The sequence below is a fragment of the Allostella sp. genome (assembly GCF_041913585.1).
Classification (GTDB): domain Bacteria; phylum Pseudomonadota; class Alphaproteobacteria; order ATCC43930; family Allostellaceae; genus Allostella.
On sequence record NZ_JAYSFE010000107.1, the window covers coordinates 1 to 16,683 of the forward strand.

The 16,683-nt window shown below is 73.0% G+C and carries 14 protein-coding genes; 4 read left to right on the forward strand and 10 right to left on the reverse strand.

Annotated features, from left to right (window positions below):
- The 7 genes from ACE3Q3_RS18055 to kdpF form a co-directional block, all read right to left on the reverse strand.
- On the reverse strand, positions 1-1,978 hold a 1,978-nt coding region (locus tag ACE3Q3_RS18055), incomplete at its 3' end, for a cation-translocating P-type ATPase (protein WP_374448430.1).
- Between the two features lie 83 nt (positions 1,979-2,061).
- Positions 2,062-3,684 (reverse strand): chaperonin GroEL, encoded by a 1,623-nt coding sequence (groL, locus tag ACE3Q3_RS18060; protein ID WP_374448432.1) that lies wholly within the window; start codon positions 3,682-3,684, stop codon positions 2,062-2,064.
- A 100-nt stretch (positions 3,685-3,784) separates the two neighbouring features.
- Positions 3,785-4,738: a branched-chain amino acid transaminase gene (locus ACE3Q3_RS18065; RefSeq protein ID WP_374448433.1), complete on the reverse strand. Its 954-nt coding sequence runs from the start codon at positions 4,736-4,738 to the stop codon at positions 3,785-3,787.
- 90 nt (positions 4,739-4,828) lie between these two features.
- Positions 4,829-5,434: a K(+)-transporting ATPase subunit C gene (locus ACE3Q3_RS18070; RefSeq protein ID WP_374448434.1), complete on the reverse strand. Its 606-nt coding sequence runs from the start codon at positions 5,432-5,434 to the stop codon at positions 4,829-4,831.
- Between the two features lie 23 nt (positions 5,435-5,457).
- The gene (kdpB, locus tag ACE3Q3_RS18075) at positions 5,458-7,503 is read right to left on the reverse strand and encodes a potassium-transporting ATPase subunit KdpB (RefSeq protein ID WP_374448436.1); all 2,046 of its coding nucleotides are present in this window, start codon (positions 7,501-7,503) and stop codon (positions 5,458-5,460) included.
- Between the two features lie 25 nt (positions 7,504-7,528).
- Positions 7,529-9,244, reverse strand: coding sequence for a potassium-transporting ATPase subunit KdpA (gene kdpA / locus ACE3Q3_RS18080; protein ID WP_374448437.1), 1,716 nt, complete (start codon positions 9,242-9,244; stop codon positions 7,529-7,531).
- 13 nt (positions 9,245-9,257) lie between these two features.
- Positions 9,258-9,347: a K(+)-transporting ATPase subunit F gene (kdpF, locus tag ACE3Q3_RS18085; RefSeq protein ID WP_374448438.1), complete on the reverse strand. Its 90-nt coding sequence runs from the start codon at positions 9,345-9,347 to the stop codon at positions 9,258-9,260.
- Between the two features lie 292 nt (positions 9,348-9,639).
- Here kdpF and ACE3Q3_RS18090 point away from each other — a divergent pair, with 292 nt between their 5' ends.
- Positions 9,640-12,342 (forward strand): ATP-binding protein, encoded by a 2,703-nt coding sequence (locus tag ACE3Q3_RS18090; RefSeq protein ID WP_374448440.1) that lies wholly within the window; start codon positions 9,640-9,642, stop codon positions 12,340-12,342.
- Positions 12,339-13,037 carry a response regulator gene (locus tag ACE3Q3_RS18095; RefSeq protein WP_374448442.1) on the forward strand — a complete coding sequence of 233 codons (699 nt, stop codon included), beginning with the start codon at positions 12,339-12,341 and terminating at the stop codon, positions 13,035-13,037. The genes ACE3Q3_RS18090 and ACE3Q3_RS18095 overlap by 4 nt, the downstream gene beginning before the upstream one ends.
- Positions 13,038-13,040: 3 nt before the next feature.
- On the opposite strand, the gene ACE3Q3_RS18100 is transcribed toward ACE3Q3_RS18095, so the two are convergent.
- Positions 13,041-13,595 carry a thermonuclease family protein gene (locus ACE3Q3_RS18100; RefSeq protein WP_374448444.1) on the reverse strand — a complete coding sequence of 185 codons (555 nt, stop codon included), beginning with the start codon at positions 13,593-13,595 and terminating at the stop codon, positions 13,041-13,043.
- The gene (locus ACE3Q3_RS18105) at positions 13,592-13,951 is read right to left on the reverse strand and encodes a RidA family protein (protein ID WP_374448446.1); all 360 of its coding nucleotides are present in this window, start codon (positions 13,949-13,951) and stop codon (positions 13,592-13,594) included. Before ACE3Q3_RS18105 ends, ACE3Q3_RS18100 begins: the two co-directional genes overlap by 4 nt.
- A gap of 164 nt (positions 13,952-14,115) precedes the next feature.
- Here ACE3Q3_RS18105 and ACE3Q3_RS18110 point away from each other — a divergent pair, with 164 nt between their 5' ends.
- Both ACE3Q3_RS18110 and ACE3Q3_RS18115 read left to right on the forward strand, forming a co-directional pair.
- Complete coding sequence (locus ACE3Q3_RS18110) at positions 14,116-14,274, forward strand: hypothetical protein (protein WP_374448448.1); 159 nt, start codon at positions 14,116-14,118, stop codon at positions 14,272-14,274.
- Between the two features lie 80 nt (positions 14,275-14,354).
- A complete protein-coding gene (locus tag ACE3Q3_RS18115; RefSeq protein ID WP_374448450.1) occupies positions 14,355-15,596 on the forward strand; it encodes an MFS transporter in 1,242 nt (413 codons plus the stop codon).
- Here the strand turns inward: ACE3Q3_RS18115 and ACE3Q3_RS18120 are convergent.
- Positions 15,578-15,973 carry an SPOR domain-containing protein gene (locus ACE3Q3_RS18120; protein WP_374448452.1) on the reverse strand — a complete coding sequence of 132 codons (396 nt, stop codon included), beginning with the start codon at positions 15,971-15,973 and terminating at the stop codon, positions 15,578-15,580. The genes ACE3Q3_RS18115 and ACE3Q3_RS18120 overlap by 19 nt on opposite strands.
- Positions 15,974-16,683 lie beyond the last annotated feature (710 nt).

Sequence of the window (16,683 nt, forward strand, 5' to 3'; positions counted from 1 at the left end):
CGGCGCGCCGGAGCGCCGGCGCGTCGTTGACGCCGTCGCCGGTCATGGCGACGACGGACCCGTCGGCCTGCAGCGCCTGGACCAGCCGCAGCTTGTGCTCCGGGCTGGCGCGGGCGAAGACGGTGACGTGCCGCACCCGATCCCGCAGGGCGATGCCGTCGAGCCCGTCGAGCTCGTGCCCGGAGAGGACCGCGGGATCGTCCGCCAGCCCGACCTGGCGGGCGATCGCTACCGCCGTGGCGGCGTGGTCGCCCGTGATCATCTTCACGGCGATGCCCGCGGCGCGGCATTCGGCGACGGCGGCGATCGCCTCGGCGCGCGGCGGATCGATCAGGCCGACCACGCCGAGGAGGGTGAAGCCGCCGTCGAGAATGGCCGGACCGATCTCGCGCCGGTCCGCGGCCATCCGGCGGCAGGCCAGTGCGAGGACCCGCTGCCCCGCGGCCGCCAGCCCTTCGACGATGCGGTGCCATTCGCCGGCATCGAGCGGAGCGGCGGCGGTGTCGGCGCAGATCGCGATCACATGCTCGGGTGCGCCCTTGAGGACGACGATCGTGCGGTCGTCGTCCGCCGCATGCAGGGTGGCCATGACGCGGTGGCGGGCGTCGAACGGCAGTTCGTCCCGGCGCACGAAGCAGGCACGGCAGGCCGCGGGGTCGAGGCCGGCCTTGATCGCGAACGACAGCAGCGCGCCTTCCATCGGGTCACCGTCGACCGCCCATCCGGAGGCACCCTGGTGCAGGGTGGCGTCGTTGCACAGCGCGGCTGCCCGGGCGAGTTCCGCCAGCGCCGGCAGGTCGGCCGGGCCGACCGGGCTTTCCCCCCGGCGCAGGGCCCCGACCGGCTCGTAGCCGGTGCCGTCGACGGTCAGAACCGAGCCGTCGGCGATCACGACCGTGCGGACGGTCATCTCGTTCCGGGTCAATGTGCCCGTCTTGTCCGAGCAGATGACCGAGACCGAGCCCAGTGTCTCGACCGCCGGCAACTGGCGGACGATCGCGTTCCGTCGTGCCATGCGGCGCACGCCGACCGCGAGCGCGATCGTCATCACCGCCGGCAGGCCCTCGGGGATCGCGGCCACCGCCAGCCCGACCACCGCCATGAAGGCGTCGCCGAAGGCGAGGTGGCTGGTTGCGACCGCGTAGGCGAGCACCGCAGCCGAGAGCGCGAGGACGGCTGCCGTGATCTGGCGGGCGAAGCGGTCCATCTGACGGACGAGCGGCGTGGCGAGCGGTGCCACCCGGGCGATCATCGTGCTGATGCGGCCGAGTTCGGTCCGGACGCCGGTCGCGACGACGAGGCCGCTGCCCTGGCCGGCCGCGACCAGGGTGCCGGAATGGGCGATGCAGGTGCGGTCGGCGACGCCGGCGGCCGCGTCGACGGCGTCGGCAGTCTTTCCCGCCGGGACCGACTCGCCGGTGAGCGCGGCCTCGTCGATATGGAGTCCACGGGCGCGGACGAGGCGCAGGTCGGCCGGGACGCGATCGCCCGGCTCGAGGAGGACGATGTCGCCGACCACCAGCGCCTGCGCCGGGATGGTCATGCGCCGGCCGTCGCGGACGACCGAGGCCTGCGGATCGATGAGGGCGCGGATCGCGTCCATGGCGCGCTCGGCCCGGCGCTCCTGGATGAAGCCGATGGCGGCATTGGCCAGGACCACCGCCAGGATGACCAGCGCGTCCGCCGCGTGCCCGATCGCCCCGGCCAGCGCGCCGGCGGCGAGCAGGACGTAGATGAGCACGTTGTGGAACTGGGCGACGAACTGCCGGACCGGGCCGCGTCGGCGGGATGGCGGCAGGGCGTTCGGTCCGTCGGTGGCCAGGCGGTGCGCGGCCTCGGATTCCGACAGGCCGGCGTGGCGGCTCGCGAGCTGCGCCAGGGCGCGGTCCGCATCGATCGCGTGCCAGGGGACGGCGCCCGCAGCGATGGCGGACGGCGGGTCGGGATGGTCGCGGGCGGCGTCGTGCGGTGGTGGCATCGGCTCTCTGTTCCGCAGGCTGGCCGACGGCCGCGCCGGCCGCAACGCCCGCGGGTTCGCCGCCGTCGCGACCGGGCCGGCCGCTACATCGGCATTTCCGCCGCCGCCGCCCGATCCTTCGGCTCCTCCGGCAGTTCGGTCATCGTCGCCTCGGTCAGCAGCAGCGTGCTCGCCACCGAGACCGCATTCTCGAGAGCGATCCGGACCACCTTGGTCGGGTCGATGATGCCGGCCTCCATGAGGTCGACATAGGTGTTGCGCGCCGCGTCGAGCCCGACGTTTCCGGCCGACTGGAGCATGCGGTGGATGGCGACGCCGCCGTCGATCGACGAGTTCTCGGCGATCTGCCGCGCCGGCGTCTCGAGCGCCCGCCGCAGGATCTGCAGGCCGGTGCGCTCGTCGCCGTCGCAGGCCGCCTCCTCGGCGGCGACGGCGGCGATGGTGCGGAGCAGGGCCAGGCCGCCACCCGGGACGATGCCTTCGGCGACCGCTGCCTTGGTGGCGCTGATGGCGTCGTCGAGCGCGTCCTTCTTGGCCTTGGTCTCGGCCTCCGAGGGTGCGCCGACGCGGATCACCGCGACGCCGCCCGCCAGCTTCGCCAGCCGTTCCTGCAGCTTCTCGCGGTCGTAGTCGCTGGTCGTCTTGTCGATCTCGCGGCGGATCTGCTCGATGCGGCCCTGGATCGCGGGCCGCTCGCCGGCGCCGCCGATGATCGTCGTGGTGTCCTTGTCGACGACGACGCGGCGCGCCTGGCCGAGCTCGGCCAGCGTCGTCGCCTCCAGCTTGAAGCCGAGTTCCTCGGACACGACCTGCGCGCCGACCAGCACCGCCAGGTCCTGCAGCATCGCCTTGCGGCGGTCGCCGAAGCCCGGCGCCTTGACCGCGCAGCTCTTCAGGGCGCCGCGGATCTGGTTGACGATGAGGGTGGCGAGCGCCTCGCCTTCCATGTCCTCGGCGACCACGAGCAGCGGCCGGCCGGCCTTGGCGACCTGTTCCAGCAGCGGGATCAGGTCCTTCAGCGCCCCGATCTTGCGGTCGCAGACGAGGATGCGCGCATCCTCGAGCACCGCCTCCATCTTCTCCGGATTGGTGATGAAGTAGGGCGAGACGAAGCCGCGGTCGAACTGCATGCCCTCGACGACGTCGAGGCTGGTCTCGGTCGTCTTCGATTCCTCGACCGTGATGACGCCCTCGGCGCCGATCCGCTCCATGGCGTCGGCCACCAGTTCGCCGATGTCGGCGTCGTTGTGGGCCGAGATCGCCGCGACCTGGGCCTTCTCCAGGCGCGTCGAGACCGGCCGCGACAGCGCCTTCAGGGCGGCGACGACGGCCCGCGTGCCGCGGTCGAGCCCGCGCTTCAGGTCGATGGCGCTGGCGCCGGCGACGACGTTGCGGATGCCGTCGGCGACGATCGCCTGGGCGAGGATCGTCGAGGTGCTGGTGCCGTCGCCGACCACCTCGCCGGTGCGCTCGGCCGCCTGGCGCAGCATCTGGGCGCCGAGATTCTCCTCGGGGTCCTTGAGCTCGAATTCCTTGGCGATGGTGACCCCGTCGTTGCAGACGAGCGGCGGCCCCCACTTGCGCTGGATCAGGACCGACTTCGACTTCGGCCCCAGCGTCACCCGCACCGCGTCGGCGAGCTGGGTCGTCCCGCGCAGCACCTTCTCGCGCGCGGCAGAGCGGAAGAGCACGTTCTTGTGGGCCATCGGGCGGTCCTCGCTCGGAAACCGCCCGCGAGAGTGCGCGTGCGCCCCCGCCGCCGCCTTGATCCGGATCAAGACTGCGTGCGGGGGGTGCCCGGTCCGCCTATCCGTGCGCGGCGGCGTTGCCGTAGACCGGCGTCAGCCAGTGGCGGAACTTGTCGACCTTGCCGGCGGCGATGTCGAAGTAGAGGTCCTGGATGCGCTTCGTCAGCGGCCCGACCTTGCCGTCGCCGACGTCGTAATGGTCGACGGCGGTGATCGGCTGGACCTCGGCGCCGCTGCCGCAGAAGAAGGTCTCGTCGGCGACGTAGAGCTCGGTGCGGTCGATGTCGCGCTCGATCACCTCGACCCCCAGCTCCTGGCGGAAGAGGTCGATCAGGGTCTGGCGGGTGATGCTCTCCAGGATGTCGGCGCTGACCGGGGGCGTGACGACGCGGCCGTCGCGCACCATCATGAAGCAGGCGCCGGGGCTCTCCGCCACCTCGCCGCGGTCGTTCAGCATGATCGGCGGGCCGAAGCCGTTCATCTTCGCCTCGACCTGGGCGAGGCGGGAGTTGTGGTAGTTGGCCGCCGCCTTGACGCGGGAGGGCGAGGCGTTGTCGGAGTTGCGCCGCCAGGTGCTGACGCAGCTCTTCACCCCGGTCTTGATCGAGGCGACGTGCGGCCGCGCGTAGGCGATGACGAAGGCGCCGGTGTGGATGTCCTCCGGCTTCCAGGCATAGGATTCGCCCTCGCCGAAATAGACCACCGGCCGGAAATGCACGCCCTCGGTGAACTTGTTGGCGCGCAGGAGCTCGATGAAGGCCTGGGTGAACTCGTCGTCGCTGTAGGGGACGGTCATCCGCATGATCTTGCAGGACTGGCGCAGGCGGCGCAGGTGCTCGCGGTTCTTGAAGATGTAGAGTTCCTGCTCCGCCTCGCTCCAGTAGGCGCGCATGCCTTCGAAGACGTTGGCACCGCGCAGCACGGTTTCGGCCGAGACGTGGACGGTCGCTTCCGCCCACGGCACGATCCGGCCGTCCATCCACGCGAAATCCGGGTTGCTCAGCTTGGCCATCGGGGGCTCCTCGTCGGGGGGCACGTCGCGGGCGACGGGTCGGGGGGCCGACGAGGATCATCCCGGAGACGGGTGCTCGTCCACCCCCATTCAGCGCGCGGCCGCGCGGTCGAGCGCCAGGTTGAGCGCCACCACGTTGACCCGCGGCTCGCCGATCAGGCCGAACAGGCGGCCCTCGGTCTGACCGGCGACGAGCAGGCGCAGGTCCGCCTCCGCCATGCCGCGCGCCCGGGCGATGCGCGGCACCTGGAAGAGCGCCGCGTCGCGCGAGAGGTGCGGGTCGAGGCCGCTCGCGGTCGTCGTGACGAGGTCGACCGGCACCGGCTGGCCCGGGTTCTCCGCCTTCCGGCGCGCGACGTCCTCCGTCACCCGCGCGATCAGGGCGGCGTTGGTGGGGCCGAGGTTGGAGCCGGCCGAACTGGCGGCATTGTAGGGGGCGGGCACGGTCTTCGTCGGGTCGGCCGGGTCGGCGGCGCTCGTCGCCGAGGGGCGACCGTGGAAATAGCGCTCGCTCCGGAAGCTCTGGCCGATCAGGGACGAGCCGACGATCTGGTCGCCGCGGCGGACGAGCGAGCCTGCCGCCTGATCGGGGAACAGGGCCTGGGCGATGCCGGTGACGGCGAGCGGGTAGGCGACGCCGGTGACGGCGGTCATGGCGACGATCATCACGATGGCGGGGCGAAGGTGCTTCAGCATGGGATTGGTCTCCCGGGAGACGGTCAGGCGAGCCCGAGGGCGACGACGACGAGGTCGATCGCCTTGATGCCGACGAACGGCACGGCGAGGCCGCCGGCGCCGTAGACGAGCAGGTTCCGGCGCAGCAGCGCCGCGGCACCGACCGGTCGGTAGCGCACGCCCTTCAAGGCCAGCGGGATGAGGGCGACGATGACGAGCGCGTTGAAGACGATCGCCGACAGGATGGCGCTCTCCGGCGTCGCCAGGCCCATGACGTTGAGCGCCTGCAGCTCCGGATAGAGCACGGCGAACATCGCCGGGATGATGGCGAAGTACTTGGCGACGTCGTTGGCGATGGAGAAGGTGGTGAGCGCGCCGCGCGTCATCAGGAGCTGCTTGCCGATTTCGACCACCTCGATGAGCTTGGTCGGGTCGCTGTCGAGGTCGACCATGTTGCCGGCCTCGCGGGCGGCGACGGTGCCACTGCCCATGGCGACGCCGACGTCCGCCTGCGCGAGGGCCGGCGCGTCGTTGGTGCCGTCGCCGCACATCGCCACCAGCTTGCCCTGGGCCTGCTCGGCGCGGATGAGCTGCAGCTTGTTCTCGGGCGTCGCCTGGGCGAGGAAGTCGTCGACCCCGGCCTCGGCCGCGATCGCGGCGGCGGTGAGCGGATTGTCGCCGGTGATCATCACCGTGCGGATGCCCATCCGCCGCAGCGCGGCGAAGCGTTCGCGGATCCCGGTCTTGACCACGTCCTTCAGCGCGACGATGCCGAGCAGGCGGCCGTCGCGGGCGACGGCGAGCGGGGTGCCGCCGCTCCGTGCGATCTCGTCGCCGACCGCCTGCGCCTCGCGGATCGCGTCGGCGCCGGCCGCATCGCCGACATGGCGCAGGATCGCGTCGACGGCGCCCTTGCGGATGGTCGTGTCGCCGAGGTCGACGCCGCTCATCCGGGTATGGGCCGAGAAGGGAACGAAAATGGCGTCGGCGGGCGCCGCGTCGACGCCGACCGAATGGCGCTCGCGCCCCAGCGTCACGATGGAGCGGCCCTCCGGCGTCTCGTCGGCGAGCGAGGCGAGGCAGGCGGCCTGCGCCAGATCGTCGACGGCGATGCCGCGCAGCGGCCGGAACTCCGACGCCTGGCGGTTGCCGTGGGTGATCGTCCCGGTCTTGTCGAGCAGCAGCGTGTCGACGTCGCCCGCCGCCTCGACCGCGCGGCCGGACATGGCGAGCACGTTGAAGCGCACCAGCCGGTCCATGCCGGCGATGCCGATCGCCGACAGGAGCGCGCCGATCGTCGTCGGGATCAGGGTGACGAAGAGCGCGACCAGCACGACGACCGGGATCGCGCCGCCGGCATAGGCGGCGAAGCCCGGGATGGTCGCCGTCGCGAGCACGAAGATCAGCGTCATGCCGGCGAGCAGGATGCCGAGCGCCACCTCGTTCGGCGTCTTCTGGCGCTCCGCCCCCTCGACCAGCGCGATCATGCGGTCGAGGAAGGTCGAGCCGGCCGCGGCCGTGATGCGGACGACGATCCAGTCCGACAGGACGCGCGTGCCGCCGGTGACGGCCGATCGGTCGCCGCCGCTTTCGCGAATGACGGGCGCGGATTCGCCGGTGATGGCGGATTCGTCGACGGACGCGATGCCCTCGACGACCTCGCCGTCGGAGGGGATGACGTCGCCCGGCTCGACCAGCACGAGGTCGCCGACGGCGAGCGCGGTGCCGGGCACGAGATGGTGCCGGCTGCGGTCGCCGTCGGGCAGCAGCTTCGCCTGGGTCTCGCCGCGGGTGCGGCGCAGGGCGTCGGCCTGGGCCTTGCCGCGGCCCTCGGCCACCGCCTCGGCGAAGTTGGCGAAGAGGACGGTGAACCACAGCCAGAGGATGATCTGGAAGGAGAAGCCGAGACTTGGCGCGCCGGAGGCGAGGTCGCGCAGGAAGAGGATCGTGGTCAGCACCGTCACGACGGCGACCACGAACATCACGGGATTGCGCCACAGCGTGCGCGGATCGAGCTTGGCGAAGGCGGAGCCTACCGCCGGCACCAGGATGCCGGCGTCGAGGAGGCCCGCGCTGCGGGACTTGCTCATCTTCGGAATGTCCTTGTGCGATGGGTCAGTTGCCGGCGGTCCAGGTGCGCCCGGCGACCATGGCGAGGTGCTCGACGACCGGGCCCAGCGCCAGCGACGGGAAGAAGGTGAGGCCGCCGACGATCAGGACGACGCCGACCAGGAGGCCGACGAAGAGCGGCCCGTGCGTCGGGAAGGTGCCCGACGAGGCGGGGACGGTCTTCTTGGCGGCCAGCGATCCGGCGATGGCGAGGGCCGGGATGATGACGAGGAAGCGGCCGGCCAGCATGGCGAGCCCGAGGGTGGTGTTGTACCAGGGGGTGTTGCCCGAGAGGCCGGCGAAGGCGCTGCCGTTGTTGGCCGCCGCCGAGGTGTAGGCGTAGAGGATCTCGGAGAAGCCGTGCGGGCCCGGGTTGGCGATGGCGGCGACCGCTTCGGGCAGCACGGCCGCGGCCGCGGTGAAGCCCAGCATCGCCAGCGGCAGGCAGAGGATGGCCAGCACCGCCATCTTCATCTCCTTCGCCTCGATCTTCTTGCCGAGATATTCCGGCGTGCGCCCGACCATGAGGCCGGCGACGAAGACGGCGATGACGACGAAGATCAGCATGCCGTAGAGGCCGGCGCCGACGCCGCCGACGATGACCTCGCCCAGCTGCATGTTGACGATCGGGATCATCCCGCCGAGCGGCATGAAGCTGTCGTGCATGGCATTGACGGCGCCGCAGGAGGCCGCCGTGGTGATGACCGCGAAGAGGGCGGACAGGGCGGCGCCGAAGCGCACCTCCTTGCCCTCCATGTTCGGGCCGTCGACGCCGATCGCCGCCAGCAGCGGATTGCCTCCGGCCTCGGCCCAGTAGGCGACGGCGACGCCGGCGAGGAAGAGCACGCCCATGGCGGCGAGGATCGCCCAGCCCTGCCGCTCGTCGCCGACCATCCGGCCAAAGACGTTGGTCAGCGCGGCGCCGATCGCGAAGATCGCCACCATCTGCAGCAGGTTCGAGAGCGGCGTCGGGTTCTCGAACGGGTGGGCGGAGTTGGCGTTGAAGAAGCCGCCGCCGTTGGTGCCCAGCATCTTGATCGCCTCCTGCGAGGCGACGGGGCCGAGCGCGATCGTCTGCGTCGCGCCTTCGATCGTCGTCGCGTCGACGGCGGCCGACAGGGTCTGCGGCACGCCCTGCCAGACGAAGGCGAGCGCCAGCACCAGCGACAGCGGCAGCAGCACGTAGAGCGTCGCGCGGGTGAGGTCGGTCCAGAAATTGCCGATCGTGCGCGCCTGGGCCCGCGCGAAGCCGCGGACGAGCGCCACCGCGATCGCGATGCCGGTCGCCGCCGACACGAAGTTCTGCACCGTCAGCCCGGCCATCTGGACGAGGTGCGACATCGTCGTCTCGCCGCCGTAGTTCTGCCAGTTGGTGTTGGTCATGAAGCTGGCGGCGGTGTTGAAGGCGAGGTCCGGCGGGACGGCGGCCATGCCGGCCGGATTGAGCGGCAGCACGTCCTGGAGCCGCTGCAGGCCGAACAGCAGCAGGAAACCGGCAAGGTTGAAGGCGAGCATGGCCAGCGCGTAGCCGAGCCAGCCCTGCTCGGCGCGCGGGTCGATGCCGGCGGCGCGATAGAGCAGGCGCTCGACCGGGCCAAGCAGGGGGGACAGCAGCGTCGGGCCACCGTCGAAGAGGCGCGTCATGTAGCCGCCGAGCGGCCGCACCAGCGCCAGCACGAGGATGCAGAACAGCAGGATCTGCAGCCAGCCGTTGATCGTCATCGCAGGGCTCCGGTCAGAATCGGTCCGGACGGATCAGCACGAGCAGGAGGTAGCCCAGCAGGATCACCGTGACGGCGCCGCCGAGGGCGAGGTCGAGGGTCATGGGTCGGGTTCTCCCTCGGCGCCTAGAGGCGCTCGCAGGCACAGGCATAGGCCGCCGCCAGCGCGAAGAAGGCGACGCCGACTGCCAGTAGGACAAGGTCGGTCATTTTCGGGATTCCCAATGGTCCGGAACAACGATCCGGAACAACCATGAAGTTGAGGCTGGAGCGCGTAAGGGGACAAGGATAATCCGGCCGGGCGGCGTAAGGATCGCATCAAGATCGGCACGCCGCCCTCGACAGCGGGCGGTCCGCCGGATAAAGCCGGGGCATCCATCGAGGGGAAGGCAGCCGATGGGCGAGGAACCCGCGCGCCCGGCCCCGGACGCGCTGCTGGCAGAGGCCCGCCGCGAGGGGCGCGGACGCTTCAAGATATTCCTCGGCGCCGCGCCCGGGGTCGGCAAGACCTACGCGATGCTGGAGGAGGCGCGGCGGCTCGCCGCCGACGGCAGCGACGTGGTGGTGGCGCTGGTCGAGACCCACGGCCGGGCCGAGACCGAGGCGCTGCTGGCGGGCCTCGAGGTGGTGCCGCGCCTGGCGGTCTCCTATCGCGGCCGCACCATCCGCGAGCTCGATCTCGACGCCGTGCTGAAGCGCCGTCCGCAGCTCGCCATCGTCGACGAACTCGCCCACAGCAACGTGCCGGGCAGCCGCCACCCGAAGCGCGCCCAGGACGTCGAGGAACTGCTGGAGGCCGGCATCGACGTCTACTCGGCCCTCAACATCCAGCACCTGGAAAGCCTCAACGACATCGTCGCCCGCATCTCGGGCGTGCGCGTGCGCGAGACGGTGCCCGACCGGGTGCTGGAGCTGGCCGACGAGGTCGAGCTGGTCGACCTGCCGACCGACGAACTCATCCGGCGCCTGCGCCAGGGCAAGGTCTATGTCCAGGAGCAGATCGCCCGCGCCATCCAGAACTTCTTCTCCAAGGGCAATCTGACCGCGCTGCGCGAGCTCGCGATGCGGGTCGCCGCCGACCGCGTCGACGCGCAGATGACGGAGCACATGCGCAGCCACGCCATCGCCGGGCCGTGGCCGACGCAGGACCGCATCCTCGTCTGCGTCAACGAGGCGCCGGTCGCGAAGTCCCTGGTGCGGGCGGCCAAGCGCATGGCCGACCGAGCGCGGGTCGGTTGGATCGCGGTCAACGTCACGACGCCGCAGAACGAGACGCTGCCGGACGCTTCCAAGGACCGCATCGCCGAGGCGCTGCGCCTGGCGGAGGCGCTGGGTGCGGAGGTCACGACGCTCGCGGCCGAACGGAGCGTCGCGCGGGAGGTGCTGGACTTCGCGCGCCGCCGCAACGTCAGCCGGCTGGTGGTCGGCCGGCCGCGGCCGCGGCGCCTGTTCGCGATCCTGGCGCGGGAGACGGTGGCCGACGAGATCGTCCGCGGCGCCACCGACTTCGAGGTGACCCTGGTCTCGGGCGACCCGCGGGAGGCCGACCGCGCGGCGATCCCCGGCCCTGCCATCGCACCGGAGCGGCGCCCGGTCCCCTATCTCTGGGCGGCCGCGGCCGTCGCCGCGGCGACCCTGGTGGCGCTCGGCATCGACGCGGTGCTGCCCGTCTCCAGCCTCTCGCCGGTGTTCCTGGTGGCGGTGCTGCTGGTCGCGACCCGGTTCGGCCTGTGGCCGTCGCTCTTCGCGAGCTTCGCCAGCTTCGCCGTCTACAACTTCTTCTTCACCGAGCCCTTCCACACCCTGATGGTGAGCAGCCAGGACGACGTCCTGGCGCTGCTGCTCTTCCTCATCGCCGCCATCTTCACCGGCAACCTCGCCGGCCGGCTGCGCCAGCAGGTCACGGCGCAGCGGGCGGTCGCCCGGCGGACCGCGAACCTCTACGAGTTCAGCCGCCGCATCGCCAGCGCGGCCAGCCTCGAGGACGTCGTCTGGGCGGCCGTCCATCACGTCGCCTCGACGCTGAAGTGCCGCGCGCTCGTCCTGACGCCCGACCCCGAGGGCCGGCTCGCCATAGTCGGCGGCTACCCGCCCGAGGACCAGCTCGAGCCCAAGGACCGCGGTGCGGCGGAATGGGCCTGGGAGCATGCCGAGCCTGCCGGCTGGGGCTCCGACACGCTGCCGAGCTCGGCCTGGCTGTTCCTGCCGCTGAAGGCGGGCGGCCAGGCGGTCGGCCTGCTCGGCGTCGCCTTCGAGGGGCGCTCGCTGCTGGCGCCCGACGAGCGCCGCCTGCTGGAGGCGCTGGTCGACCAGGTGGCGCTCGCCGTCGAGCGCACGCGGCTCGTCGCCGACCTCGAGGAGACCCGCTTCCTGTCCGAGACCGAACGCCTGCGCGGCGCGCTCCTCTCCGCCGTCAGCCACGACCTGCGCACCCCGCTGGTCTCGATCATCGGCGCGGCCTCGACGCTGGTCGAATCGGACGCGGCGCTGGGGCCGGACGGGCGCCGGCAGATGGCGCTGGCGATCCGCGAGGAAGGGGAGCGCCTCAACCGTTTCGTCCAGAACCTGCTCGACATGACCCGGCTCGGCTACGGCGCGTTGCGGCCCGCCACCGACTGGCTCGACCTCCGCGAGGTGGTCGGTCGGGCGGTGCGCCAGCTCGGCTCGGCCCTCCAGCACCACCGGGTCGACATCGCCGTGCCCGCCGACCTCGGCCCGGTTCGGGGCGACGCGGTGCTGCTGGAGCAGGTGATGGTGAATCTCGTCGACAACGCCGCCAAGTACGCCCCTGCCGGGACCGTCGTCACCGTCGCGGCGCGCCGGGAGGGCGGCGAGGTGGTGATCGAGACGCGCGATGCCGGGCCGGGGATTCCGGAAGCCGATCGCGAACGGGTCTTCGACATGTTCTACCGGGTCCGGGCGGGCGACGGCCAGCGGGCCGGGACCGGGCTCGGCCTCGCCATCTGCCGCGGCATCGTCGAGGCCCACGGCGGCCGCATCGCCGTCGACGCCGCGCCCGAGGGCGGCGCCCGGGTGACGGTCCGGCTGCCCGCCGGCACGCCGCCGCCGCCGACGGCGGCCGAGGGTCGCGAGCCGTGACCGGCGGCGCCGGCAAGATCCTCGTCGTCGACGACGAGGCGCAGATCCGCCGCTTCCTCCGGATCGCCCTCGAGGCGCACGATTTCGCCGTCGTCGAGGCGGCGCGCGGCCAGGACGCCGTCGCGCGCACCGCGACCGAGTCACCCGACGTCGTGATCCTCGACCTCGGCCTGCCCGACATGGACGGCAAGGCGGTCATTGCCCGCATCCGGGAATGGTCGAGCGTGCCGATCCTGGTGCTGTCGGTGCGTCAGGCGGAGGCGGAGAAGGTCGCGGCCCTCGATGCCGGCGCCGACGACTACGTCGTCAAGCCGTTCGGCATCGCCGAGCTTCTGGCGCGGCTGCGCGTGCTGCGCCGCGGCCGCGGCGGCGAGGGCGGTGCGGCGGAGCCTTCGGAGCTGACGGTCGGCGAGCTGCGCATCGACCTCGCCCGGCGCGAGGTGCAGGTCGGCGATCGCCCGGTCCGGCTGACGCGCAAGGAGTTCGAGCTGCTGGCGATGCTGGCGCGCCATGCCGGCCGGATCGTCACCCACCCGCAGCTCCTGCGTCAGGTGTGGGGCCGCGCGCACGAGGCCGACATCCATTATCTGCGCGTCTTCGTCAGCCAGATCCGCGACAAGCTGGGCGACGATCCCGCGCACCCGCGCTTCATCCTGAACGAGCCGGGCGTCGGCTACCGGCTGCTGGTGCCGTGACCGTCAGCCGGCCTTGCGGGCCGGCGTCTTGGGCTTGCTCGCAGGGCGGGCGGGCGGCGGCTTCGGCCACATGCCGCGGCCGGCGGCGCGGGCCTGCGCCTCCTCGATGACGTAGCTGTCGCCATAGCGCTGCAGGGCGCGGGCCCAGCCGCGCCGCACCAGCTCCTGGCCGATGTCGGTCTCGCCGCTGCGGCAGCGCGCGACCCAGGCCTGCCGGCCCTTGCCGGTCGGCGCCTCCAGCTCGAGCAGCTGGCACTCGACCGGGTCGCGGCCGACGATCCGCCGCATCTCGATCATCGCGCGCTTGCCGAGCTTGGTGTCGATCGCGGGTGCGTCGACCGCCTGGATGCGCACGCGCTGGCCGTCGATCTCGATCAGGTCGCCCTCGATGACGGTGGGGCGTCCGGCGATCTGGTCGACCGGCGCCGGCGGGGCCGGCGGCGGCGCGGCGACCACGGGCGCCGGCTGCGGCCGTTCGATCATGTCCTGGCAGGCCCCGACGGCGAGCGCCGCGGCCAGCACGGCGAGGCGGGCGAGGCGGGCGAGGGGCGGCGTCATCGCGGCAGGGCGGCCAGGCAGACGAGCTCGACCAGATCCGGGCCGTCGAGCGCGGTCTCGATCGTCATCCGCCGCGGCGGGTCGCCGGGCGCGACCCATTCGGTCCAGATCGCGTCCATCTCCGCCTTGCGCGCCATGTCGGTGAGGTAAACGTCGACCGTCAGCACCCGCGTCCGGTCGGTGCCGGCGCGGGCCAGTTCGGCGTCGAGCTGGCCGAGCGCGTCGCGCATCTGCGCCGCGAAGTCCTCGACCTTGGTGCCCGAGGTGGCGAGCGTCCAGACGAGCCCGCCATGGACGACCGTACGGCTGCGGTTGGGAAAGCGGCCGCCGAGGCGGACGATGTCGGGGTGCGGCATTGGGGCTCCATCGGCGAACCGCGCGGTTTCGACACATCCTATCAGGTCACCGCCGCCGGGTGACACAATCCGACGCCCGCCGCGGGACTGGCGAGGCCGGGCTGGGCGGTGGTAGACGAGCCGGCGGGTCCCGTGACGGGGAGGAGGCGGCCATCGCTACGGCCATGGAGATCGCGGCGGTCGGGCTGGCGCTGCTCGCCCTCGCCTTGTACCTGCTGAGGCGGGCGCCGGCCGTGCGCCTGGCGTCGCTCGGTCTGCTGCTGCTGTCGGCCGTCCTCGGCTGGTTCGCCTGGAGCGAGGGCGGCGGCATCGCCGGACCCTAACATGGTTCGATCGCGATCGTAGCATCGTCGCTGGCGCCGCTGCCACCCTGACCGGGCGGCAGATCGGTGCGGAGCGGTGCATGGCGGCAGCGGGATCGGGCTTCTACGGGTGGCGCGTCGTCGGCGCCGCCTTCGTGCTCGCGACGTTCGGCTGGGGGATCGGCTTCTATGGCCCGCCGATCTACCTCCACGCGGTCCAGGAGGCGCGCCCCTGGCCGCTGTGGCTGGTTTCGGCGGCCGCGACGCTCCACTTCCTCTCGGGGGCGCTGGCGGTCGCCAACCTGCCGCGCCTCTATCGCCGGTTCGGCGTGCCCGCCGTCACCCGCGCGGGCGCGGTGCTGCTCGCCGTCGGGGTGCTGGGCTGGGCGGTCGCCGCCGAGCCGTGGCAGCTGATGCTGGCGACGCTGGCCAGCGGCGTCGGCTGGGTCGCCATGGGAGCGGCCGCGATCAACGCCATCCTGCAGCCCTGGTTCGTCCGGCGGCGGCCGGCGGCGCTGGCCATGGCCTACAACGGCGCCAGCGTCGGCGGCATCCTGTTCCAGCCGCTGTGGGTCGCGGCGATCGCCGCCTTCGGGTTCGCCCAGGCCGCGACCCTGGTCGGGCTCGCCATGATCCTGGCGGTATGGGTCATGGCGGGGTCGGTGCTGGCGCGCACGCCGCGGGACCTCGGCCAGGTGGCGGACGGCGGCGGCGACCCGGCACCGCCGGTCCCGCCGGCGCCGGCCGGCTGGCGGCCCTGGGGCGATCGCCGCTTCCGGACCTTGGCGAGCGCCATGGCGCTCGGTCTATTCGCCCAGATCGGGCTGCTCGCGCACCTCTTCTCCCTGCTGGTTCCGGCCATCGGGGCAGCGGCCGCCGGCATCGCGATGGCGGCGGCGACGGCGGCGGCGATCGCCGGCCGCACGCTGGTCGGCTGGCTCATGCCGCCCGGGGCCGATCGCCGGCGGGTGGCGGCTGCCAGCTACGCCGTGCAGATGCTGGGCGGCGTGCTGCTGCTGCTGGCCGACGGCACCGCGACGTCCCTGCTGGTGCCGGGGGTGCTGCTGGTGGGGGCCGGGATCGGCAATGCCACCTCGCTGCCGCCGCTGATTGCCCAGGCCGAGTTCCCGCCCGAACAGGTCGGCCGCGTGGTGGCCCTGATCGTGGCGCTCGCCCAGGCTGCCTACGCCTTCGCCCCGGCCGCCTTCGGGCTGCTGCGCGAGCCGGGCGCCGCCGCGGCGCCGCTGCTGTTCGCCGCCGCCGTCGCCGTGCAGGCCCTCGCGATCGCGGCGCTCCTCGCCGGCGGGCGCCGGCAGGACCGGGGTCAGTCGGCGTCGCGGTAGGGGGTGCAGCGGGCGAAGCGGTCGTCGAGCCGGAGCCGGGCGCAGAAGGCGCTCGCCGCCTGCATGGTCTCGAAGCGTCCGGCATAGATGCGCCAGCCCTGGTGGCCGCGCTCGGAGACGACGAGTTCCGCATCGGCCGAGGTCAGCGCCAAGCTGCGCGGATGGTTGTCGACGAGCCGCTCCCATTCCCAGCGCGCCTGGGCCTCGGTCTCGACGGTGCCGAGCCAGACGCGATAGTTGCGCGGCGGTCCGTTGTTGCGATGGTCGCCGGCTTCGGCCAGTTCGGTCTGCAGCACCGCCTGACGGGAGCGTTCCGGGGGGAGGGCGGCCACCTGGGGCGGGGCGGTCGGCACCGCGTGGCGCAGCCAGCTCGGCACGGCCGCCGGGCCCGCGCCCGGGCGCGGAGTGGTGGCCCCCGGCGGATAGTAGGGGCCGGATGCATAGGCGTCCGCCCGAGCCGGGGCCTGGCGGTAGGGCTCCGGCGGCGGCGCATAGCTTGGCGCCGGCGGCCGTTGGGAGGGCACGGGATAGGCGCCGGACGGCGCCGGATACGAGGCCGTCGGGTGGTTGGGAGGGGGCGGGTTGGGAGCGGGCGGGTAGGGAGCGGGCGGATAGGACGGGGGCTGGTAGGCGGGGGCCGGATAGCCCGGCGTCGGGCGGGACGGCTCGGCATAGGGACGCGGAGCGTTGGCCTGGCCCGGATAGGTGGGGGTCGGATAGGTGGGGGCCGGATAGGCGGGCGCCGAATAGGCGGGGGACGGATATCCCGGGGGCGGAGCGGTCGGCCCGGAGTAGGGGAGGCGTTCGGCCGTGCCCGGCGGGATCGCGATCCCCGCGGCCGGGGGTGCGGGCGGAAGGGGGACCGGGGCCGGGGCCACGCCGATCGCGGGCGGGCTGGGCGGCGCTTGCACCGGCGCCGGCCGGTCCGGCGACGCGGGGACGGCCGCCGTCCGGGCCGCCGTTGCCGGCGCCGGTGGGCCGGCCGGCCGGGGCGCGGTGGTCGCGGCCTGCGGCGCGGCGGGTGCCGGTCGGCCGGGAGAGGTCGCGAACATCTCTCCCTCTGGCGGGCGGAAGCCGGCGTCGCGGC